This is a genomic window from Paracrocinitomix mangrovi (genome assembly GCF_019740355.2).
Taxonomy (GTDB): Bacteria; Bacteroidota; Bacteroidia; order Flavobacteriales_D; family Crocinitomicaceae; genus Paracrocinitomix; species Paracrocinitomix mangrovi.
The window spans coordinates 3767752-3790334 of record NZ_CP091819.1 but is presented as its reverse complement, the minus strand read 5'-3'; the positions used below and the strand labels follow the sequence as shown (position 1 = coordinate 3790334).

23 protein-coding genes are annotated in these 22583 nt (G+C 34.7%); 9 read left to right on the top strand and 14 right to left on the bottom strand.

Going from position 1 to position 22583, the window contains the following annotated elements; genetic code table 11:
- The first annotated feature begins 3 nt into the window (after nt 1-3).
- A complete protein-coding gene (locus K6119_RS16965) occupies nt 4-495 on the top strand; it encodes a hypothetical protein (protein ID WP_221833593.1) in 492 nt (163 codons plus the stop codon).
- Complete coding sequence (locus tag K6119_RS16960; RefSeq protein ID WP_336246121.1) at nt 486-3602, top strand: UvrD-helicase domain-containing protein; 3117 nt, start codon at nt 486-488, stop codon at nt 3600-3602. Before K6119_RS16965 ends, K6119_RS16960 begins: the two co-directional genes overlap by 10 nt.
- Here the strand turns inward: K6119_RS16960 and K6119_RS16955 are convergent.
- From K6119_RS16955 to ffh, 5 genes are all read right to left on the bottom strand, one after another.
- Nucleotides 3583-4041 (bottom strand): hypothetical protein, encoded by a 459-nt coding sequence (locus K6119_RS16955; protein ID WP_221833591.1) that lies wholly within the window; start codon nt 4039-4041, stop codon nt 3583-3585. The genes K6119_RS16960 and K6119_RS16955 overlap by 20 nt on opposite strands.
- 113 nt (nt 4042-4154) lie before the next feature.
- Entirely contained in the window at nt 4155-5063 is a 909-nt protein-coding gene (locus tag K6119_RS16950; RefSeq protein ID WP_221833590.1) for a ribonuclease Z, read from the bottom strand.
- A gap of 1 nt (nt 5064) precedes the next feature.
- Nucleotides 5065-5943 carry a hypothetical protein gene (locus K6119_RS16945; protein WP_221833588.1) on the bottom strand — a complete coding sequence of 293 codons (879 nt, stop codon included), beginning with the start codon at nt 5941-5943 and terminating at the stop codon, nt 5065-5067.
- A gap of 10 nt (nt 5944-5953) precedes the next feature.
- Nucleotides 5954-6841, bottom strand: a complete 888-nt coding sequence (locus K6119_RS16940; protein ID WP_221833586.1) for a hypothetical protein — start codon at nt 6839-6841, stop codon at nt 5954-5956.
- 48 nt (nt 6842-6889) lie between these two features.
- The gene (ffh, locus tag K6119_RS16935; RefSeq protein ID WP_221833584.1) at nt 6890-8236 is read right to left on the bottom strand and encodes a signal recognition particle protein; all 1347 of its coding nucleotides are present in this window, start codon (nt 8234-8236) and stop codon (nt 6890-6892) included.
- 117 nt (nt 8237-8353) lie between these two features.
- On the opposite strand from ffh, the gene K6119_RS16930 reads away from it, so the two are divergent.
- On the top strand, nt 8354-8878 hold the full coding sequence (locus K6119_RS16930; protein ID WP_221833581.1) for a hypothetical protein: 525 nt from the start codon (nt 8354-8356) through the stop codon (nt 8876-8878).
- Nucleotides 8879-8926: 48 nt separating this feature from the next.
- On the opposite strand, the gene lysA is transcribed toward K6119_RS16930, so the two are convergent.
- Nucleotides 8927-10078 carry a diaminopimelate decarboxylase gene (lysA, locus tag K6119_RS16925; protein ID WP_221833579.1) on the bottom strand — a complete coding sequence of 384 codons (1152 nt, stop codon included), beginning with the start codon at nt 10076-10078 and terminating at the stop codon, nt 8927-8929.
- A gap of 99 nt (nt 10079-10177) precedes the next feature.
- Here lysA and K6119_RS16920 point away from each other — a divergent pair, with 99 nt between their 5' ends.
- From K6119_RS16920 to K6119_RS16910, 3 genes are all read left to right on the top strand, one after another.
- Complete coding sequence (locus K6119_RS16920) at nt 10178-10858, top strand: aspartate kinase (protein ID WP_221833578.1); 681 nt, start codon at nt 10178-10180, stop codon at nt 10856-10858.
- Nucleotides 10859-11034: 176 nt separating this feature from the next.
- Nucleotides 11035-11973 (top strand): glycosyltransferase family 2 protein, encoded by a 939-nt coding sequence (locus K6119_RS16915; RefSeq protein ID WP_221833728.1) that lies wholly within the window; start codon nt 11035-11037, stop codon nt 11971-11973.
- Nucleotides 11973-13106: a glycosyltransferase family 4 protein gene (locus tag K6119_RS16910; RefSeq protein ID WP_221833576.1), complete on the top strand. Its 1134-nt coding sequence runs from the start codon at nt 11973-11975 to the stop codon at nt 13104-13106. The genes K6119_RS16915 and K6119_RS16910 overlap by 1 nt, the downstream gene beginning before the upstream one ends.
- Nucleotides 13107-13151: 45 nt before the next feature.
- Here K6119_RS16910 and K6119_RS16905 read toward each other — a convergent pair whose 3' ends face one another.
- Nucleotides 13152-14639 carry a T9SS type A sorting domain-containing protein gene (locus tag K6119_RS16905; protein ID WP_221833574.1) on the bottom strand — a complete coding sequence of 496 codons (1488 nt, stop codon included), beginning with the start codon at nt 14637-14639 and terminating at the stop codon, nt 13152-13154.
- 142 nt (nt 14640-14781) lie between these two features.
- Between K6119_RS16905 and K6119_RS16900 the strand changes: the two genes are divergently transcribed.
- Together K6119_RS16900 and K6119_RS16895 are read left to right on the top strand one after the other, a co-directional pair.
- Nucleotides 14782-15330: a D-glycero-alpha-D-manno-heptose-1,7-bisphosphate 7-phosphatase gene (locus K6119_RS16900; protein WP_221833572.1), complete on the top strand. Its 549-nt coding sequence runs from the start codon at nt 14782-14784 to the stop codon at nt 15328-15330.
- A 14-nt stretch (nt 15331-15344) separates the two neighbouring features.
- Nucleotides 15345-16097: a toxin-antitoxin system YwqK family antitoxin gene (locus K6119_RS16895; protein WP_221833570.1), complete on the top strand. Its 753-nt coding sequence runs from the start codon at nt 15345-15347 to the stop codon at nt 16095-16097.
- A gap of 55 nt (nt 16098-16152) precedes the next feature.
- On the opposite strand, the gene K6119_RS16890 is transcribed toward K6119_RS16895, so the two are convergent.
- A complete protein-coding gene (locus K6119_RS16890) occupies nt 16153-16428 on the bottom strand; it encodes a hypothetical protein (RefSeq protein ID WP_221833568.1) in 276 nt (91 codons plus the stop codon).
- 39 nt (nt 16429-16467) lie between these two features.
- A complete protein-coding gene (locus K6119_RS16885; RefSeq protein WP_221833566.1) occupies nt 16468-16719 on the bottom strand; it encodes a hypothetical protein in 252 nt (83 codons plus the stop codon).
- Between the two features lie 130 nt (nt 16720-16849).
- On the opposite strand from K6119_RS16885, the gene K6119_RS16880 reads away from it, so the two are divergent.
- A complete protein-coding gene (locus tag K6119_RS16880) occupies nt 16850-17329 on the top strand; it encodes an Lrp/AsnC family transcriptional regulator (protein ID WP_221833564.1) in 480 nt (159 codons plus the stop codon).
- On the opposite strand, the gene K6119_RS16875 is transcribed toward K6119_RS16880, so the two are convergent.
- From K6119_RS16875 to K6119_RS16855, 5 genes are all read right to left on the bottom strand, one after another.
- Nucleotides 17311-18282, bottom strand: a complete 972-nt coding sequence (locus K6119_RS16875; protein WP_221833562.1) for a deoxyhypusine synthase family protein — start codon at nt 18280-18282, stop codon at nt 17311-17313. The genes K6119_RS16880 and K6119_RS16875 overlap by 19 nt on opposite strands.
- Nucleotides 18279-19058 carry an RMD1 family protein gene (locus K6119_RS16870; protein WP_221833560.1) on the bottom strand — a complete coding sequence of 260 codons (780 nt, stop codon included), beginning with the start codon at nt 19056-19058 and terminating at the stop codon, nt 18279-18281. Before K6119_RS16870 ends, K6119_RS16875 begins: the two co-directional genes overlap by 4 nt.
- Nucleotides 19051-19902 carry an agmatinase gene (gene speB / locus K6119_RS16865; protein WP_221833558.1) on the bottom strand — a complete coding sequence of 284 codons (852 nt, stop codon included), beginning with the start codon at nt 19900-19902 and terminating at the stop codon, nt 19051-19053. Before speB ends, K6119_RS16870 begins: the two co-directional genes overlap by 8 nt.
- Nucleotides 19903-19910: 8 nt before the next feature.
- Complete coding sequence (locus K6119_RS16860; protein ID WP_221833556.1) at nt 19911-21290, bottom strand: type III PLP-dependent enzyme domain-containing protein; 1380 nt, start codon at nt 21288-21290, stop codon at nt 19911-19913.
- Nucleotides 21291-21503: 213 nt separating this feature from the next.
- Nucleotides 21504-22583, bottom strand: coding sequence for an alanine racemase (locus K6119_RS16855; RefSeq protein ID WP_221833554.1), 1080 nt, complete (start codon nt 22581-22583; stop codon nt 21504-21506).

Here is a 22583-nt window from a genome sequence, read left to right as displayed (position 1 = left end):
GTTATGTTAAAAAGACCATTTACACTTGTATTGATCGTATTAACTGCAATGCAGTTGAGCTCATGTAAAAAAAGCAAAACAAAGTTTACTGACATTACCGAAACCGATTCTTTTGGAACAACTATAGGCAATATTGATGATACCGATTGGAAAAGTAGAGAAGAGTGGACAAGGAAAGAGAAAAAGTTGTTCTCTGACTTTGATTCTTATGATTTTGATTGTGGTTCCGAATTTGGTATTGTAGCTTACCCAAATCCTAGTTGGAATGGAGTATACAACTTTAACTTCAACAACTTTAATTTACAGAATATTACAGTGAAGTTAGTAGATGAAAAACTCAACATTCTTTATACTGCAACGTTTGATCAAACATGGTCATTTAGTTTGACAATCTTACAGCATTTTACTGGTGTTGAAGGAAATTTAAGACTTTACTATGTTGCTAAAGATATGAGCGGTTGTTATTATAACGGACACGGAGATCTATCACTTTAACAATTATCGAATCAGCACTTAAAATATACAATGCTTCTGCGGGAAGTGGTAAAACTTATACGCTTGTAAGAGAGTATCTGAGAATTATTCTCACCACTGAAGATCCATCTAAATTCAGGCGGATTTTGGCAATGACCTTTACCAACAAGGCTGCCAATGAAATGAAGCAAAGAGTACTTCAAAAACTGATTCAATTAGCTAAATCTCCTCAAAATAAAAGCCAGGATGACTGGGCAGAATTAAAGTCTTTTGCGGAAACTTTTGAATTGTCAGAAGACAAATTGATGTCTAATGCTGAAAGGTGCTTGAATCAAATTTTGCACAATTACAGCTTGTTTTCTGTGATGACTATTGACAAGTTTACCCATAAAGTAATCAGAACCTTTGCACGTGAACTGGGCTTGTCATTAGACTTTAATGTTGAACTAGATTTAGACACTATTAGAAGCAATGTTGCCGACCTACTTTTTGATCAAATTGGAAGAGATGATGAAGTGACTAAGTTGATGATTGCTTATGCGGACAATTTATTGAGTGATGACAAAGGATGGAACTTTAAAAGTGATTTGGTTGATTTTTCAAGGCAACTTTACAAGGAAGATTCACTAAAAGCCATTAGAGCACTAAGTGACTTAAACGGAGATGACTTTATTAAGATTAAAAATAAACTGATTGAAGACCGTGCAAAGTTTGAAAATACTTTGGTAAGAATTGGGACAGAAGCACTTGATTTGATTCACGCCAAAAATCTTGATGAAACTGATTTTAAAGGAGCTAGTAGAGGGGTGACTTCTTTCTTTAAAAAACTTAAAAACAAAGAATTTAAGGCTCCTTCAGATACCATATATAAATATTGCAATGAAGATTCATGGGCCAATGCAAAAAGCTACAATACAGCAACTGTAGATGAAATCACACCTCTTTTAAAGAAGTATTTTGATCAGGCAGTACAAATGATTGAGGAAAAGCTGGGAGACTATCTTCTTCAAAAAGAATTGCTCAAGAACATCAATAATCTCTCCCTGATGAAACATCTGTTAGCTATTACAGATGATTTAAAAGAAGAAGAAAACATTTTATTGATTTCTGATTTTTACAAAAAAATAGCAGGAATCATTGCTGATGAACCTGTTCCCTTTATTTATGAGAGATTAGGGGTTAGATACGATCATTTTTTATTGGATGAATTCCAAGACACATCACATCTACAATGGATCAATCTTGTTCCTTTACTTCACAACTCACTTTCTGAAAAGAAATTTAATCTGATAGTTGGAGACGGTAAGCAAGCCATTTACAGATGGAGAAATGGTGAAGTAGATCAATTTGTTCAGTTGCCTAACAACATCTACAACCCAGAAAATATCATGTCTTTAAAAGAGGCCCAAAGCACTTTTAAAAATGAAGGCAAATTATTAATCCTTAAAGACAACTACAGATCTGCGCCTGAAATTGTAGACTTCAACAATGCATTTTTTGATTATTTGGGACCGCTTTACGGAGATTACATTCATGATATTTATAAAGAACACAGGCAAAATCCCATCAAAAAACATCAAGGTTATGTTGAATTTAATCTGATTGAGGACAAAGATGATCAAATTCAGTTGGACTATGTAACCTCCGTAATTAGGCAAAGTTTGGCTAAAAACTTTGGTTTAAAAGACATCTGTGTTTTGGTGAGAACAAAATCAGACGGAACCAAAATTGCGCAGCATCTAACTGATTTGGGGATAAAAATCATCAGTGCAGAAAGCCTCCATGTGAGCAAAGATTTGCATGTCAGATTTCTTTCAAATTTGATTGCTGCAGCAGCAAATCCGGGAAACTCAAATCACGGAAAAAAGTGTTTGGAGCAATATCATCAGTTATTTGATATACAAGAAGAGTTATTTGAGAAGAAAGAGCAATTCAACATCTTTATCTGGCTAAAAAATCAAGGTAAAGAGATTGTTCCATACGAACAATTCCACAGTTTTTATGAATACTGTGAGCACCTGATAGAGGTATTAGGGTTTGACATCAACGATAATAACTACCTACTACATTTCCTTGAGCAAATTCATCAGTATGAAAAAGGACATGGTAACAACATAATTGGTTTTGTTGAATGGTTTGATGATAAGGGACGAAACGAAGCAGTACAAAGTCCCGAAGGTGCTGAAGCCGTTCAGGTAATGACTATTCACGCGGCAAAAGGACTGCAATTTCCAATTGTAATTTGTCCATTTTTTGATTGGAACTACAAAGGAAAAGCAAGTGAAATTTGGTTGACAGATGGAGAAGTGCTTCCGGCATATCCTCTTTTACCAAAAAGTGATTTAAAAAAGACTATCCATGCCGCTGACATGGAAATTGAAGAAACCAAAATGGTGATGGATGTGTTGAACATTGTTTATGTGGCACTCACCCGACCAGAAGTAGCACTTTTTGTTTCGGGTAGTACAAAGAAGCAAGTTTCACTGGCAAAACATTGGTTTGAGGCATTTATCAATTCAAATCAAACACTTGGTTTTACTGAAAAAGACAAGAAATACTTTTTGGGAATTTTTGAAAACAAAGTCTCAAAAGATGAAGATACTTCACATGCTTTTGACTTGAGATTTTGTGATCAAAAAATGCATAAGCCACCTATGAGCACAAAACATGGCGACCAATGGGATATCCATGACATGGACAAAAGAAGGCTTTATGGAACACAACTGCATCTGGTACTTTCAGAGCTCAATAGCTTGGATGAATTGGAGAGTATCTTGGAACGCAACCTTATTAAGAGAAAAATTGATACGGAGCATTTAGATGAAATAAGAGGAGATTTAAATAGACTATTCAAACACCAACGTTTTATAGAATATTTTCAAGCTCCAAAGAGCATCAATGAAAAGGTAATTATTGATGAGCTAGGCAACAAACACATACCAGACAAGATAATTCTTGAAGACAACGCACTGCTCATTATAGAGTTTAAAACCGGAGAGCCGGATTTTGAAACCCACAAAGAACAGGTATCCACTTACATTAAATTACTGAAAGCCATCTCAGGCAAAAAAGTAAGTGGTGAGATATTTTATACTGAAGACGGATCAGTTATTGAGGTTCCATCCTAATGTAAACTGATACTCCAGGGTATCCCACGGTTTCTGTACTTTCAAATTCAAATAAATTCTTTTTCTCAGTAATCACCTGATAGGTTCCGGCCAAGTTATTACATTGAATATTTGCTTTTGGAGGATTATCTCCGGTTGGCTGCTCATTTGCCTGAAAAGTAAAAGTACCACCGTTGTAGTTAAATCTCCATGAAAAATTGCTTTTTGAACCATCATAATGGTTCCAAACAGCAGGAGAAAAAGCTTTTGAGTCGTTAGATTCACCTATATCCCAGCTAGGTAATAGTGTTATGTCATTTGTTCCAATGGATAATGCTGTCAGTTGCCAGCGACCTTGTTTCATGAATTTGTTGGTGCGAGTCTGGGTCTTAGTGCATGAGGCCAACAAAAGGATGAACATGATCGCCATTGCGATAGGGTATGTTCTTTTCGTTTCCATCTCTCATATGTTTTACCGGTTTAAATCGGTTTCAACCCTTGCAGGAGGTTCAAAGTATAAGTTACAAAAAAAGGAAATGAAAAACAAGGAGTTATGTCTAAAAAATATTATGCTTACAGAATAAATTCATCCCCATCTTCAACACATACAACCTTATCAAAAACCGTTTTGGCTTCTGCTAACACTTCATCTGTACCTCTAAATCTGGCAGAAAAATGACCCAAAATTAACTTACCTACATTGGCATTTTTTGCAACTGTAGCAGCTTGTTTGGCTGTTGAATGCATTGTTGCTTTGGCTCTGTCTATTTGTTTTTCTGTAAAAGTTGCTTCATGATAAAGAATGCTTGCATCTTTTACATACTCAGCCATTTTATCAAAGTACATTGTATCTGCACTATAAGCGTATGAAATTGGAGGTTCAGGTGGTAAGGTGATGTCTTCATTTCTGTAATAAGCTGCTTCACGAACAATGTCTTCTCCTTTTTTAGCTTGCAAGATTTCTTCTATCGTTAAGCCATGTTCTTTAATGGCTCTTGGATCAACATTTTTCTCCTTCTGTTGTTCGTTCATATAGAATCCCCAGCAGTCTATTCTATGTTTTACAGGAAATGCAGATATGGCAATGACATTATCTTCAAATACGACCGTTTTATCTTTGGCAGTAAGATGTTTGAATTCCAATTCAAAATTGAGTTTAATTCCGGCAATTTCAAACTGCACATTCAGTAATTGCTCTAATTCTTTTGGACAAATAATGAGCAATTTTTGTGTTCTTCCTAACAAACTCATTGAGGACAACAATCCAACCAACCCCAAATAATGATCTCCATGTAGATGGGAGATTAAAATCATCTTCAACCTTTGGAATTTCACTTTAAATCTGCGCAACTGAAGCTGTGTCCCTTCGCCACAATCAATTAAAATATGGCGTTCATTAAAGTTGACATACTGTGAAGTCACTCCCCTATTCACTGTTGGAACAGCAGAACCGGATCCGATAATGGTTAGTTTAAAAGGCAAATTAAATCTCCAATAAATTATGAATATCCTCTTCGGTTATTATCCAGCGATCAAAATAATCATAATTGAAGTCATTTTGCTCTAATGTATTCTTATGTATGATGATAATATTACGTGATTTATGATTTTCATCTCCAATAATTTTAACGTATGCTTCTTCTACCCCTTCAGCCCATGCTGAATTATTTTCAGCAATTGAAGGAGTTTTCCCTGCTCCATACATAAGAAAATCCATATACGCGCAGTACATTAAAACAAACTCGTCAAAATATGGAGACTCAACATTTCTTCTCATCCTGTCTTCAATGTCCAAAATTGTATTTGCTAATTCGTCAAAACTAAGTGTCAAATACCCATTATTAAAGCTACTTTGCTTGTATAAACCTAAATCTGCATACTCCTGAATTACATTACTTAATTCTCCTTTAAATTTTGAAGCAGCTTCGGGACGATTTGGGATTAAAAAATATGAAGTTTTACCTGAAATTCCATTAGTTTGGCTTACAGCCTTAAAACCATATTTCACATAATCAGGACTTACTTTATCAAATTCTTCTTGTTTTTTTACCTTGAACTCAGATTTAATGCGATCCATAAGATCAAGGTAATAACAAAAAGAAGAGTCTCTTTGACTTTGATCGAGAGAATCTTTCAATTTTTGATATCCGAAATAAAGAGTATCTAAACTGGACAACTCTATAGGCGCTTCTTGTCGAGCATATATCTCTAGGTCCTCTAAATTTTTGAAATCAGTATTAACTTCAATAAGTTCTTCGCTATCAAATATTACATCTGAAACTTTTTTTTCTCCGCTTTCAGATTGACATTGAATAAAAATAAACCCTGAAGTAAATGCTAAAACCGCTAAGCCTTTTCTCATAAAATCTTGTTTACAATCCTAGATATTTTTCAACTTCTTCATCAGACAACTCCCAACGTTTGTCCCAGCTTAAATCATAATTTGATTCTTCTAATTTCTCTAAATGCTTAGAAATTATTGCCCCGGTTTTATGCTCAGTATCATTGATCATTTTATCGTAAGCATTTTTCACTTCCTCATTTAAACCGGGATTCTCCCAATCTGTTATAGGCGTATTATCCATTCCGTACATATACCAAACTAAAAAGCTTTTGTACGTACTGATGAAGTCTTTATAATACTTTGAATCTTTATTATTTCTGATGCGATCTTCTAAATCTGTTAGCACATTTCCCCATTCTACGTAACTGATGCTCATTCCTGCATCTGCAGAGTATTGCTTACCGGTAATTTCTCCCAGCTTTGCAAATTTGTAAACATCATCAGAGATATAAGGTTTGAATTTATTACCCGGAACCACGGTATTGACATGTAACCAGCAATAACCCTCTCCTCCAAATAAATTAAAACCGTATGGTAAATATGGATCTGCTTTTTCTTCTCCCCCATCCCAGCACTCAATATCACCGAATTTACCTACCAACTTCTCCATAAAATCAACATAAATGAAGTAAACTGAATCTCTTTCTTCTTGTGAAAATTGCACTTGAAAAGTCTCAAATTTTGTAAAAATGGAATCTAAACTTGATAGTTCTTTCTTTAATTCACTTGTATATGCTATATATTCATCAAATGTCATTGATTCTACAACAACTGAATCAACAGTTACTGTATCAGCTTGATCCACTTCATTGTGAATATCAGATTGATTAGCGTTTTCAGTTTCACCTGAATTCCCGCCACAAGCAGTAATTAGTAAAAAACTCAATGAAAAAAGAGAAAAGTAAAAGGTTTTCATTTGTAATAATTTTGGACTACTAAAATAACTTTTCTCTACAGAATCAAACTACATTCCCGGCATTCCGTTCATGCCTTTCATTTGACGCATCATTTTAGCCATGTTCTTTTTGTTGGACATCATGTGCATCACCTTTTTAGTTTCGTTGAATTGCTTCAATAATTTATTAACCTCCTGAACAGAAGTTCCTGAACCAGCTGCAATTCTCTTTTTTCTCTGACCATTAATGATTTCAGGCTCCTCTTTTTCCTTAGGTGTCATTGACTGAATTATAGCCTCAATTCCTTTGAAAGCATCATCATCTATATCAACATTCTTCATGGCTTTACCCATTCCAGGAATCATCCCCATTAGGTCTTTTACATTACCCATTTTTTTGATTTGCTGCAGCTGACCATAAAAGTCATTGAAGTCAAACTTATTTTGGGCGATTTTCTTTTGAAGTTTTTGGGCTTCTTTCTCGTCAAATTGCTCTTGCGCTTTTTCAACAAGGGAAACAACGTCTCCCATTCCCAAAATCCTGTCGGCCATACGATTTGGATAAAACACATCAAGTGCATCCATTTTTTCTCCGGTTCCGACAAATTTGATTGGTTTATTGACAACTGTTTTGATAGATAAGGCAGCACCACCTCTGGTATCACCATCTAATTTTGTCAATACTACTCCATCAAAATCAATTCTATCATTAAATGTTTTAGCCGTATTCACTGCATCCTGACCTGTCATTGAATCAACAACAAACAATGTCTCTGTAGGATTAATAGCTTTTTTAACATTTTCAATTTCAATCATCATTGCCTCATCAACCGCTAAACGACCGGCTGTATCGACAATCACTACATTAAATCCATTTGATTTGGCATGTTTAATAGCGTCTTCAGCAATTTTTACAGGATTTTTTTCCTCTTTGTTTGAATAAACTTCAACACCTAATTGCTCCCCTAAAACATGTAATTGATCAATCGCAGCAGGACGATAAACGTCACAGGCAACTAACAATGGTTTTTTACCTTTTTTATTTTTAAGATAGTTGGCCAACTTTCCGGACATGGTAGTTTTACCAGACCCTTGTAATCCGGACATTAATATCACTCCCGGATTCCCTTGATAGTTGATGTCTTCTTGCTCACCACCCATCAATTCTACCAATTCTTCGTGGCAGATTTTAGTTAATAATTGTCCCGGAGATATTGATGTCAATACATTTCTACCAATTGCCTTGTCTTTTACTGTTTGTGTAAAATCTTTGGCTGTTTTGTAGTTAACATCCGCATCTAACAACGCTCTTCTAACCTCTTTTAAGGTTTCTGCTACGTTGATTTCAGTAATTTGTCCGTGTCCTTTTAATACTTTAAAGGCTCTATCAAATTTCTCCGTTAAATTTTCAAACATCTTATTAACTTTAAATCAGGTTGATTCACTATCCACAGCTTTAATGCTGCTGAACTTGCAAAGATAGGAATTCCTTGCATTTTGGTACGATTGATAGACAGCAATATTGTAAACTTCATGAATTTAAAACAACACCTCCTTGATAGAAACCTTAAATGGAACTGGGAAGAAATAGCCAAATACTGTATCAAACATCCCGAATCAATTCAAGACATTGTGAACTTTTGCATGGATGAGGAAGTAAGAATCCAACAAAATGCAGGTGCTGTTTTAGGTAAAATAGTGGATTATGACACAAATGTACTTAAGCCCTATCTGAATCAGATTGTTGAGCAACTATTACAAAATCCGCATGATGCAGTAAAAAGGGCAACTATGAGAGTTTTTCAAACTGCTTATTTGGATGAAGATTATGAAGGTGAGTTATTTGAATTTGTCATTAACGCTTTAAAATCTCCTGATGAAGCAATTGCTATCAAAGCTTTCGGAATGACTGTTGCAAGGCGCATCTGCCAAAAATATCCCGAATTGGCGGCTGAATTAATTCCGAGAATTGAGATTTTAGTTGAACAAAAAGCCTCAGCCGGAATTGTTAACAGAGGAGAAAAAGAACTGAAAATACTCCGAAATTTAGCGCATTAAAAAACTCCCTTTTGCCAAAGGGAGTTTTACAAAGAAAATTAACTCAAACTAGCATTTTTCCCGCATTACTAGTTCCGAACTGCTGTGCACATAACTTGGCACTTTGTCACGTCCATTGTAATTAAGTGACATGGATTCAGCATAAGCTCCACAACTTCTTATAGTGATTATATCACCTCTTTTAAGTTCCGGTAGCAAAATGTCTCTTCCAAAACAGTCACTTGATTCACAAATAGGACCGACAATATCATAATGTAATTCTTCTCCTGAAGTAACATTATCGAGTCTTTCAATTTTATGGTAAGCATTGTACAAGGCCGGGCGCAAAAGTTCTGTCATTCCTGCGTCTAATACAGCAAAGTTTTTTTCTTCAGATCTTTTAACATAAAGCACTTTTGTGTGCAAACTTCCACACTGCCCAACAATTGATCTTCCTAATTCAAAATGGACAGGAATACTAGGGTCTATTGTTAATGCTTCTTTAAAAACTTCAAAATATTCTTTGAATTCAGGTATTGGATTTTCATCCGGCTCAAAGTAATCTATCCCTAATCCTCCACCAACATTCAAGTAAGTAAATTCACCAATATGTTCCTCGAAAAGTGGAACCAATTCATTAATTCTATCACACAATTCAACATATACTGACATATCGTGAATTTGCGAGCCTATATGAAAATGCAAGCCCACTATTCGCACATTATTCAGACTTGGATACAATTGAATTAGTTCCTCAAATTCAAGGCTAGTTAAACCAAATTTATTCTCTTTTAATCCGGTAGAAATTTTCTCATGTGTAAGGGGATTAACATTTGGATTTAATCTTAAAGCTATTGTAGCATAAGTATTAAGACGCTCCGCCAATTCATTAATCACCAAAATTTCTTGTAGGCTTTCACAATGAATCATTCCAACTTCATTTTCCAAAGCATATAAAATCTCTTCATCAGTTTTACCTACTCCGGCAAAAACAATCTCTGAAGGTGAAAAACCTGACTCTAGGGACCATCTTATTTCTCCGCCGGAAACACAATCTGCACCTAAACCTTTTTTAGAGATTGTTTCTAGTATATCCCTATTATTATTGGCCTTGACAGCATAGTGCACCTTGAAGTTAGTACCTTTTATGTTTGATTCTAAACAAGATAAGGTTTCATTAAGGAGGTCCAAATCGTAAAAATAATAGGGTGTTTGTGTCATTTTTTTCTTATTTTTCAACAAATTTATCTCAAATATTGATTGTTTTGTTAACATGATTATATTTGTAATCGAATTTTAACAAAACGTTATTTTATTAACATGGATAGACTCAGTAAGGTTATTGAAAAACTGATCAACCAGTCTCCCTTCATACAAGAGGCCATTGCAGAAGGATTGATCAACATTAGTTCCCTGGCTAGAAAATTGAACCCTGAAATTCAGAAAATCACTGGGAAGGAAGTTTCTGATTCTGCTATCATCATGGCGATAAAGAGAATGCCTCCGGGGCCAAATCAAAAAATTGAAATGAAGATTAAAAACTTCATGAGTCAATTAGGTGACCTGGTTGTGCGCTCAAATCTGATTAAAGTTACTTTCAACAATTACGTTGGAATTTCACAAGATCAAGCCAAATTTTTGTCAAACATTAAAGATATTTCTGACAACTTTTATACAGTTTCCAGAGGCATTTCAGAGACGACAATTATTACAAATGCGCAGTTTGAAGACAAGTTAAAAAGTATGTTCAAGAACGAAGCCATGCTTTCAAATCTTGACAATCTATCTTCAATCACCATGAAATTACCGGAGATCAATACTGAAATATCAGGAGTTTACTACTATTTGTTGAAGAAAATTGCCTGGGAAGGCATTAATCTTGCAGAGGTGATTTCAACTACCAATGAGTTCACTATTGTGGTTGATACTTCTAAGGTCAGTCACGCATTTAGTGTATTGATGGACCTTAAGACAGAAACTTCAAACGTTACTGAATTTTAGTAAACATTACTGTTAATTTTATTTTTCCGGAACAAGATTATTCATAATCATGAATGATAAACTGTATGCAATCAATAATCTTTATTGATATGGGCAACTTTATTTAACAATTCAAGGTATAAGCACTTAGCAGTAATGTACTATCTTTGACCCGCTCAATGGAAAATGACGCTCAAATACAAATAAGTATCGTTGTCCCTTTATACAACGAGGATGAATCTTTACCGGAATTGCATGATTGGATTGTAAGGGTAATGTCTGAAAACAACTACACTTACGAAATCATTTTTATCAATGACGGTAGTACAGATAACTCCTGGAATGTCATTCAAGATTTGAAATCAAAAGATGATAACGTTAGAGGCATCAAATTTCAACGCAATTACGGGAAATCTGCTGCGCTTCATGTAGGATTTGAAGCAACCAAGGGTAATGTAGTAATTACTATGGATGCCGACCTTCAAGACAGCCCTGATGAGATTCCTGAATTGTATAAAATGATTACAGAAGAAGGATACGACCTTGTTTCGGGATGGAAAAAGAAAAGATACGATCCATTGAGCAAAACGATACCTACTAAAATTTACAACGGTGTAAACAGAATGATGTCAGGCATCAAACTTCACGACATGAATTGCGGCTTAAAAGCCTACCGTAAGGAAGTGGTAAAATCAGTTGAGATTTTTGGTGAAATGCACAGATACATTCCTGTAATCGCTAAAGCAGCCGGTTTCCCGAAAATTGGTGAAAAAGTGGTACAACATCAGGAAAGAAAATATGGTAAAACCAAGTTTGGAATGAACAGGTTCATCAACGGATTTTTGGACATGTTTACTATTACTTTTATTACCAGATTTGGCAAAAAACCAATGCACTTTTTTGGATTGATAGGTACATTGTTTTTCATTCTTGGATTTATGTTTGCCTTTTGGTTAGGAATAGATAAACTTTTCATCAACACCAGTGGAAGACTCATAACACAAAGACCTGAATTCTATTTAGCTTTAACTTCAATGATAATTGGAAGTCAGCTTTTCTTAGCCGGATTTATTGCAGAATTAATAGGTAGAAATTCTCCTACCAGAAATCAATATTTGATTGAAAAAGAAATTTGATGAGCTCAGGTAAAAAGATCGTCATCATTGGACCTGCATACCCCTACAGAGGAGGAATTGCATCTTACAGTGAACGTCTTGCATTACAATTGAGAGATGAAGGAAATGAAGTAGAGATTTTTACTTTCACCTTGCAATACCCAAATTTTCTTTTCCCGGGAAAAACTCAGTATTCAGAAGACATTGCTCCTAAAGATTTACAAATTGAGAGATTAATTAATTCAGTTAATCCGTTAAACTGGAAAAAAGTAGGAAAACGTATTAGAAAACAGCAGCCTGATTTACTTCTATTTAATTACTGGCTCCCGTTTATGGGACCTTGTTTTGGAAACATAGCGAGAGAAGTAAAGAAAAACAATCATACCAAGATTGTAGGTATCATGCACAACGTTGTACCGCATGAAAAAAGGCCTGGAGATGTACAATTTACCAAGTACTTCATGAAACCGGTAGATGCATTTATTTCAATGGCCAAAAGCGTATCTGATGATTTAGCCAAATTTGACAGTTCAAAACCACGTGCTTTTAATCCTCACCCATTGTATGACAATTTTGGAGACGGTATGAGTCAGGAAGCTGCAAAAACCGCTCTTGGCTTGGATCAAAACACGAAATACATCCTATTTTTTGGTATTATCAGAGACTACAAAGGGCTTGACTTATTGTTGGATGCCTTTGCCAAAATGAATCATCAAGAACTAAATGTGAAGCTATTAATTGCTGGAGAATATTATTCGGATGAAGAGAAATACCGAAAGCAAATAGCGGACTTAGGCATTAGCAATGACATAAAAGTTGTAAGCGAATATATTAAAGACAGTGATGTCGGTAAGTATTTTTGTGCAGCTGATATTGTTGCACAACCTTACAAATCAGCCACCCAAAGTGGAGTAACTCAAATTGCCTATCACTTTGAAATCCCCATGCTAGTCACAAATGTTGGCGGATTACCAGAAATGGTTCCGGACGGGATTGTTGGATATGTAACATCCAAAGATACAGATGAAATTGCCAGTGCACTTACTGATTTCTTCACATCAAACAAAGCAATAGCTTTTAAAGAAAATCTGAAAGTAGAAAAAGAAAAATATAGCTGGGACAAACTCACTAAAACCATCATGAACATAACATGAAAAAAGCCACCCTTAAAAGATGGCTTTAAACTAGTTATGTAAAAATTAATGCTTGAGTAATCTTTGCTGAAACACACCATCATCACTACGCACGATAATAGTGTATAAACCTGCGTCCACGTCATTTAGATCCAGGTATTGTTTATTCTGCATTTTCATATTCAAGCTTTTAACTATTCTTCCAATATCATCTACCACTGTAACTTCAGCATTATTGATTTCATCTTCTAAATCAAAATAAACATCTCCTGAAGTAGGGTTAGGAAAAACACCAAATTCAAATTCTTTTTCAACTGTATTTTCTATTTGCAAAAACTGCTGACTTCCACAAGTGTAAATACCGTTGTTTTTGTTGTAAAATGAGACCTCAGCTGCAAAAAACTCAGTACCCATTTGAGCCTCACCTACAGTATCCAACTCTCCTATACCATTAATATTTGAGGTTAAGTAAGATGGTAATGCATTATCTATACTTGCGCATCCATCTGTAGAACTAACTGTGATAGGTTGTTGTCTGTGCGTTTCCTGGATATCTCCACACTCATTCACAAATAAAGTATTCCATCCATTAATACCGTCAAACTCTTCAGGTAATCCCGGTCTATGCCATTCATCAACATTGTAATACCCCACTTGTGTAATAGAACCACCAGTTGATGTAACAACACTTTGTCCATTATTTGCAGGATAGAAGGTTGTTTCTGAGTTATCCTGAACAAAATAAATCATTGAATCTGGCTGCCAAAAGAACTTATTTATAATTTTTCTCTCAAAAAATGTCTCTTCAAATGAGCCATCCGGATAGGTATGCGAACTGTAAAATTGGTACAAATCACCAATTTCATGATTGTACACATCCATTACTCGAGGCTTAGTTAAACCTTGATCATTGATTCCTACCAAATGGTAATTCCCATCAAATCCTTCGGGATAATCATTATCATAGGTGACAGATGAAGCCCCGCCATATATATTTGGAAAACTGTATGGTGGATACATTTCAATAAAACCATTGCTTTCTGAAATAACTATACGTGGATTTGCAAATGGTAAATTATAATTGGCAAAAAGATCAATGATTCTAACTACATCAGTTTCTCCAAAGACATTTAGCAAAACCTCATTAGAAACGGTTCCCCAAATTGAATCACCCAATGTGTTATGGTACACCAAAAATGTATCATCCACAGCTGCCTGTGTTTCAATAACAATGGGTTCCATATCTTTATTATAAAAGATATTCTGTCCGTTTGATTTAATTTCAATTTTAGGACCTAACCAAGAATCTCCAAGATAAAATTTACAAGGATCATTTTGCGACAATGCTGGGTTATCTCGCATTGTCTTGAAAGAGTAGAATACAGAATCACTTCCTTGCAGCTCAACACTATCTATTCTTGAAGCCAAAACGTACTCCTGGCTGGAAGAAATGTAGTAGTTGATGCTACTTGAATTGATTGTCTGAAAGTTTTGTGCGTAAGTTGTCGTACCAATAATTACAGATACGATTAAGTATGTGATTGATGCTTTCATAGGGGTAAGTATTTACAAAGAACTCCTTATAAGTTACGACAATATGACAGGCAAATCAAGGGCTTAAGAGTGATTTTCGACTAATTCAGAAATACTGTAGACCAACAATCTTGTTAAATTTGGGGTAAAATCAACCAAATAAATGGAATTAAACGATCTAAAAATTGACAAAAGCTGGACACTGTTTCTAGATAGAGATGGCGTTATAAATGAGCGTTTAATTGATGACTATGTCAAACAAATTAATGAACTGAGAATTTTGGATGGTGTTCCTGAAGCCATTGCGCTATTTAATGAGCTATTTGGCGTTACCGTGGTAGTGACAAATCAGCAAGGTATTGGCAAGGGCATGATGGATGAATCTGACCTTGAATTGATACATGGTTATATGAACAATGTATTTGAAAACAAAGGGGGTAAAATTGACAAATTTTACTTTGCGCCTCAACTGGCAAAAGAAGGATCTGATTACAGAAAACCGGGAACAGGTATGGGACTTCACGCTCAAAAAGATTATCCCCAAATAGACTTTTCTAAATCAATAATGATAGGTGACAATGAATCTGACATTGAATTTGGTATGAAATTGGGAATGAAAACTATATTGTTGACAAAAGTCCGTAACATTTCTACAAAGGCCGATTATATTTTTGATACTTTGCATAGCGTAGCTAAAACACTAAAAAATTAAACAATAAGAAGCACATGGGGAGATTATTAATCCTAATATCAATATTAATAACAACAGTTGGATTTGCACAGCAACCTCAACAAAAATACAATCAAACAGATGCTCAAGGGCGCAAGCAAGGCGTTTGGAAAAAAGCATATGATAATACACAAGTATTTAGATATGTAGGTCAGTTTAAAAATGATATTCCTGTTGGTGAATTCACTTATTACTATGAATCAGGTGAAGTTCAAGCTAAAATTGTATTCTCTGACAATGGTAAAACTACAAGGAGCAAAATGTACCATGAATCAGGCTATTTGATGGCATTAGGAAAGTATGTAAATGAGCAAAAAGACAGTATTTGGGTTTATTTTGATGACAAAGGAAGAATCTCTTATCAGGAAACTTATAAAAATGATAAGCTAAATGGTCAAAAAGTATATTTCTATGCTCCTAAAGATGGACAGTACCCTGTTTCTAGATACGAGTATTACAAAGACGGTGTTTTGGATGGTGAATTCAAGGAATTTCATCAAAATATGCAAATAAAAGCGAAAGGTCAGTACAAAGACGGCAACCTGCATGGTGCCATAGTTTACTACTATTCAAATGGTAAAATCATGAAAACATGTAATTATAAATATGCCGTAAAACATGGACCTTGGGCATTTTATAATGAAAGTGGTCAACTAGTAGGGACTAAAATGTATTGGGAAGGAAAGCTGATGGAAGGAAAACAAGTGGATGAAAAGATGGCCATTTGGAAAGCTCAACACAGCAAATAAAAAAAGCCGAACAGATACTATCAATTCGGCTTAACTTAGGAATTTCAGTTAATCGTTAAAGTATTTTCCCAGTTCTAAATTCCCATTTATCAATATCTAATTGAGAATTTAATACGTTTATCCAGTAATTCTTATCTTTTTTATTTACCGGCGGATGGAAGATCAAATCTCCGTTTTCATCCCAGAAAATCGATTTATCATCAACATATTCACAAACAAGTAGTTTATTGATGAAAGTCTTTACTCGCTCTAATTCTATCAACGAAAATGATTTCCTGGGATTTAAACTTAACAAAATGTAGTCCATGGTAAGCTTGTTTAGTTTCTTCATAAACAAGGGTAAACAAAAAGTGTACCGCTTGCTTTTATTCTAAAAATCTTCATTGATCTGATCAACTTCTCCCAGATCAACATTGGCATTTAATATTTCTTCACCATTACCGGTAGCCAATTTCATCACTACCAAATATTTTTTCTCTTGATGATTGAAAATGTATCCCTTCATGTGTTTACCTTTAAAAGGAAACGACACTAAATCAGGAGCATTTCTGGTCAACCAATTCTTAAAAGCGGTTTTCAAATCCTCTGAAAGATTCGCATATGAAATAATTGTGTTAGTCATTTTCTTTAAAGTTTGTTATTTATATAAACGAAATTTACTGCCAATTGATTTATTATAAAAGTTTTTAATGCCTTTTATCTATTTATTAAGTATTATTTACTATATTTAAATGCTTAAACAGTGTTTTTATATGAAAATAGATGAAACTGACCTAAGAATCCTAGATTTTCTCCAGAAAGATGCCAACCTTACTGCAAAAGAACTATCGGCTAAGCTTTCATTATCAAGCACTCCCATATATGAGCGGATTAAAAAACTTGAAAAAAATGGGATAATCAAAAAATATGTCGCTTTGTTAGACCCTGAAAAACTAGACAAGCAATTGATGGTTTTTATCAATATCACCATCAAGGAGCATCAACAATCTAAGCGTGCAAGGTTTCTTGAGAAAGTGTTGGGACTTGAAGAAGTAGTTGAGCTATATCACACCTCAGGGACATATGATTTCATGGCCAAGGTTCGTTTTGACAACATAAAAAAATATAGGGACTTCCTGGTTAACAAGATAGCCCCTATAGAAAATATTGCAGACATTGACTCGCAGATAGTGTTAGATGAAATCAAATACACCACAGAAGTCAATTTAACTGATTACATGTCTAATAGATAAGCAAAGATCAAAGGTGCCACTATTGTAGCATCTGATTCAATGATAAATTTTGGTGTATCAATATCCAATTTACCCCAAGTTATCTTCTCATTAGGAACAGCTCCTGAATAAGAACCATAACTTGTGGTTGAATCAGAAATCTGACAGAAATATGACCAGAAAGGAATTTCTTCCATCTCCATATCTTGATATAGCATTGGCACTACGCAAATAGGAAAATCACCAGCAATTCCTCCACCGATCTGGAAGAAACCAATTCCGTTTCCACTATTTTTAATGTAATAATCCGCCAAATAAGCCATGTATTCAATTCCTGATTTCATGGTAGAAGCTTTCAACTCACCTTTCATTACATAAGATGCAAAGATGTTACCCATTGTACTGTCTTCCCATCCCGGAACAACGATAGGCAGATTCTTTTCAGCCGCGGCATACATCCAGCTATCTTTAATATCAATTTGATAATACTCTTCCAATACACCACTCAACAACATTTTATACATGAATTCATGCGGAAAAAATCTTTCTCCACTATCTTCTGCATCTTTCCAAATCTTATAAATGTGTTTTTGCAACCTTCTAAATGCTTCTTCTTCCGGAATACATGTATCTGTTACACGATTCAATCCTTTTTCTAACAAAGCCCACTCATCTTGAGGAGTTAAATCTCTGTAATTGGGAACACGTTTGTAATAATCATGAGCAACCAGGTTCATAATATCCTCCTCAAGGTTGGCACCTGTACAAGAGATGATTTGAACCTTATCCTTGCGAATCATCTCAGCAAAGATTTTACCCAATTCAGCTGTACTCATAGCACCTGCCAAGGTTACCATCATTTTGGCTCCATTGTTCAATTGCTCTTCATAAGCTTTTGCTGCATCAACAACTGTTGCAGCATTAAAGTGTAAATAGTACTTCTCAATAAATGAAGAAATGCTTCCTTTTGTCATAGCTTTTCTAAAATTATTTGTAGCACTTCAGCAAGAATCAAAATGATTATGATCCATTCCAAAAGACTACTGTGTTTGTGTTGTAAGATGCTTTGAAAAGCATCTAAATTTTCTTTTATAGTTGTTAAATTCAATTGAAGACCTTCATGTCTTCTTACAAATTCCAAATCTGCATGCATTTGACTGTCTAATTCAGTCAACATTTTATCATCCCAGATCACATCCGGCGAATCAAAGATGTACAAATTTTCAGCAATGCGGTTTTTCAATACAAGGGTTTGACCTATCATTTGCCTCACCTCTCTTCTGGACAAATTGATTTTTCCTTCCTTTTTTAGTTTTATGGAAAAATCTCTTGTCTGTTCCAGCAATGACTCAATAGCATACTGAAAGTCATCCAATGCAACTGTTTGAGCCATATTTAAGGCAATTACATGCGCTACGTCAATAGAGATGTTTGGCACATATATCTTTCCAAAGTCAGCTCTAGGTAAAACCTCCGGAGTTACTATTACCACGAAATCATCAGAAGGTAAACCCTCCATTTCGTTCACATTGTCCAAAAACAGCTTCATGGTTTTCTTTCTTACGGCATCATCAACATTAATAAAGACAATGCTTCCGTAGTTTTTCAAGTAAATCCATGAACTCTCACTCACTTCAAAAAGCGCAAATTCATTCTCGGTTTTAGAAACTGTATAATCCAATTCCTTTATTGCCGATACAATAGAAATATGCTCTCCTAAGTGATATGCGGTTGATTTTAACTCAAGCATTTTTGAATTTGTAGCTCAACATCTTGTAATATAGCTTTGCAGCTAAAAAGTCAGATGCTTTACTCACTTGATTAGGACACAACTCCACAATATCAAACCCCACCACGTTCTTGGTAGCAAATACTTTTTTCAAGTAAGATGTCACCTCATAAAAACGCATACCTCCAGGTTCAGGTGTTCCTGTTGATGGACACTCTGATGGATCAAAAACATCTAAATCTATAGTAATATACACATCTTTGGTCATTTGACTTAAAGACTTTTCAATCCAATCAGTATTATCAAACATTTTATGTGCAAAATAAGTTTGCTCCTTGTTCATGTGTACTAACTCTGAATCGTCCATTGAACGGATTCCTACCTGAATTAGATTAGTGTTTTTACTCGCTTCATGAACAGCACAAGCGTGATTACATTTTGACTCTTCATATTCAGGACGCAAATCTGCATGTGCATCTAACTGCAAAACAGTAAGATTTGGATACTTCTCATAATGAGCACGAATAGTTCCAATAGAAATTGAATGCTCTCCTCCAAAAGTGGTAACAAATTTTTTATTTTCGATTTGTTCTTTCACTTTAGCATGAACAGCTTCCACCATTGCTTCCGGGCTACTATTTTCAGTTACCGGATCTTGCAAATTGACACCAATTTTATAAGTGTTTTGATTGGTTTCAATATCATATAGCTCCATGTTTTCAGAAGCATCCAAAAAAGCATCAGGACCTTTGTCAGCTCCTTTTTGCCAGGTACTTGTTCCGTCATAAGGAACAGGGATCAATACCACTTTTGCGTTTGAGTACTCAGCATATTTATCTGGAATACCCGCGTAATTTCTTTTCATTTTCGTAATTAATAACCTAATAAAGAGAGCATTTGATCTGCAGCTTGCTCTTCGCTGAATACTCTTACGTTTTGATTTTCATCAATTATAAGATGTTTTGGTTGCGGGATTAAACAGTGATGAATTCCACCATATCCACCAATACTATCTTGATACGCACCAACATTAAAGAACCCTAAATAAAGAGGCTTGTCTTTATGAAACTGTGGTAAGTAAATAGCATTGACGTGCTGTTCAGAATTGTAATAATCATCACTATCACAGGTAATACCCCCCAACAACACACGCTCATATCTATCTTTCCAACGATTAATTGGAAGCATTATAAATCTTTTATTTATCGCCCATGAATCAGGTAAAGTTGTAATGAAAGATGAGTTGATCATATTCCATTTCTCTCTATCATTTTGCTTTTTCTGAGATAAAACTTCATATATAATCCCTCCTGATTCACCAACTGTGAATGATCCAAACTCAGTAAAAATATCCGGTTGGTCAACCCCATGTTGTTCACATGTCATTTTAATCTGGTTAATGATTTCATCCACCATGTATTCATAGTCAAAATCAAAAGCCAATGAATTTTTAATTGGGAAACCACCTCCAATATCTAGTCCTTCCAAATTAGGACACACTTTTTTCAATTCGCAGTACACCCTTAAACATTTGTTTAATTCGTTCCAGTAATAAGCTGAATCTGTAATTCCTGTATTGATAAAAAAGTGAAGTAGTTTTAACTCGCACATTGGATTATTTTCAATTTGTTCTTTATAAAACTTAACAATTGATTTATATCCAATACCCAAACGGCTTGTATAAAAAGGGAATTTTGGATCTTCTTCTGAAGCAATCCTGATTCCAATACTTACAGGTCTATTTGTTTTACTTATTAACCTTTCAAGCTCAGAATCATTATCGATAATTACAGTAGTTTTATCAAACCCACGGTTGATTAAGCCCGCAATGTTATCAAGATAACGCTCGTCTTTATATCCATTTACAAGAATATAATTGTCTTTAGTAATCAACCCTTTATTGATCAATCTCTCAATTATATTTACATCATATGAAGATGAGGTTTCAATATGTATATCATTTTTTAAAGCCTCTTCAATTACGTATGAAAAATGTGACGATTTTGTACAATAACAGTAATTATAAACTCCTTTGTAATCATGTTTTTTGATAGCATCCCCAAACCATTTTTTAGCACGTTGAATATTGTGTCCAATTTGAGGTAAGTAAGTAAATTTAAATGGCGTTCCATATTCTTCAATCAATTTCATGATATCTAAACCATGAAATAAAAGCTTGTCATCATTCAAAGTAAACTCCTCTTGAGGAAAATCAAATGTCTGATCAATCAGATCTATGTAGCGATTTCGCATCTATCTATTTGTATTTCAATATATTAAACACTATTGTTGTCCGTTATTTTTTATTTGGACAGTGCAAAATTATGTTATCACAAAAAACAAAAGTTAATTTTTTATGTGATTAGGGGTAAATTAAGTAAATATTATATGATTGTTAAAGATTAAAAGTGATTTTCACTATATACTCATGTATTAATCGGTGGAAAAAGAAAAAAGTACTATTTTTTAATGTGTCACGATTTTCTTGTCAATATAATCTGAATTTAAAAGCCTTAATGCGCCCATATATTTAAGGTCAAACGTCACAAAATCTCCTACCTTGTAATCGTCTTCAGCATCTCCTAAATCTAGTACCAACATATCCGAACTTCCTCCTATTAATTCCAGTCTTTTATCTTGAGGTACCAGAAAATCTGTGTTAGAAACATCCAGCACACCTAAATCTAATAATGCTCTATATGATTTTACTCCATAATCTTCATTAGTAAATTCTACTGTTTCACCCGAAGGATTTTGACCTAAATAACCCACCGGAACCTTAGGTTTCTCATTAATTTCAATTATTTGAGTAAATAGCTTAAAAACTGATCCCCCCATTCCTTCAATCGTCTCTTCGGTCCATAAGTCATTGCCAAAAAACAATGACTCGCCCACCCTAAAATGATTCACCCCTTTAGGAACCTGTTTTTTAAACAATAAAGGTAATACCACTGAAGTTCCTCCAGTTACCCAGGGAATTTTCCTGCCAAATTTGGCTTCTATTAATTGTTCATACAAGCATAGTTGTACTAATTTATCTTGCGAAGGATATACGCCACTTACACAATTAAGATTGGTTCCAATCCCTGTCACTTTGATACCGGGCAACTTAAATATCGATTCATAAAAATCAATTAATTCACCCCCCATTACACCTTCACGCAAATCACCCAATTCAATCATGATGATGATTTTATGAAGTTTTCCTTGTTTAACAGCTTCTTCTGAAATCCATTTAATAGTCTCTAGCTCTGTATTAAAACTAGCGTCCGCATATTTCACAACATCTTCAATATGATCTTTAGCTGGAGGCTTGATATAAACAGTGTCTATATCAGGATTCAATTCTTTGATCATTTTAAGATTGCTAATTCTTGCATCACAAATTTCATTGACACCCAAATCAATAAGTTCTTTTAGATACTTTTCATTTCCGCATAGAATTTTGGAAACAACTGCCCAATCTCTCCCCTCCTCTTTGAAAAGCCTATCTAAATAGTTGAAGTTTTGCTTTAGTTTATCTTTATGTAATTCAATATATGCCAT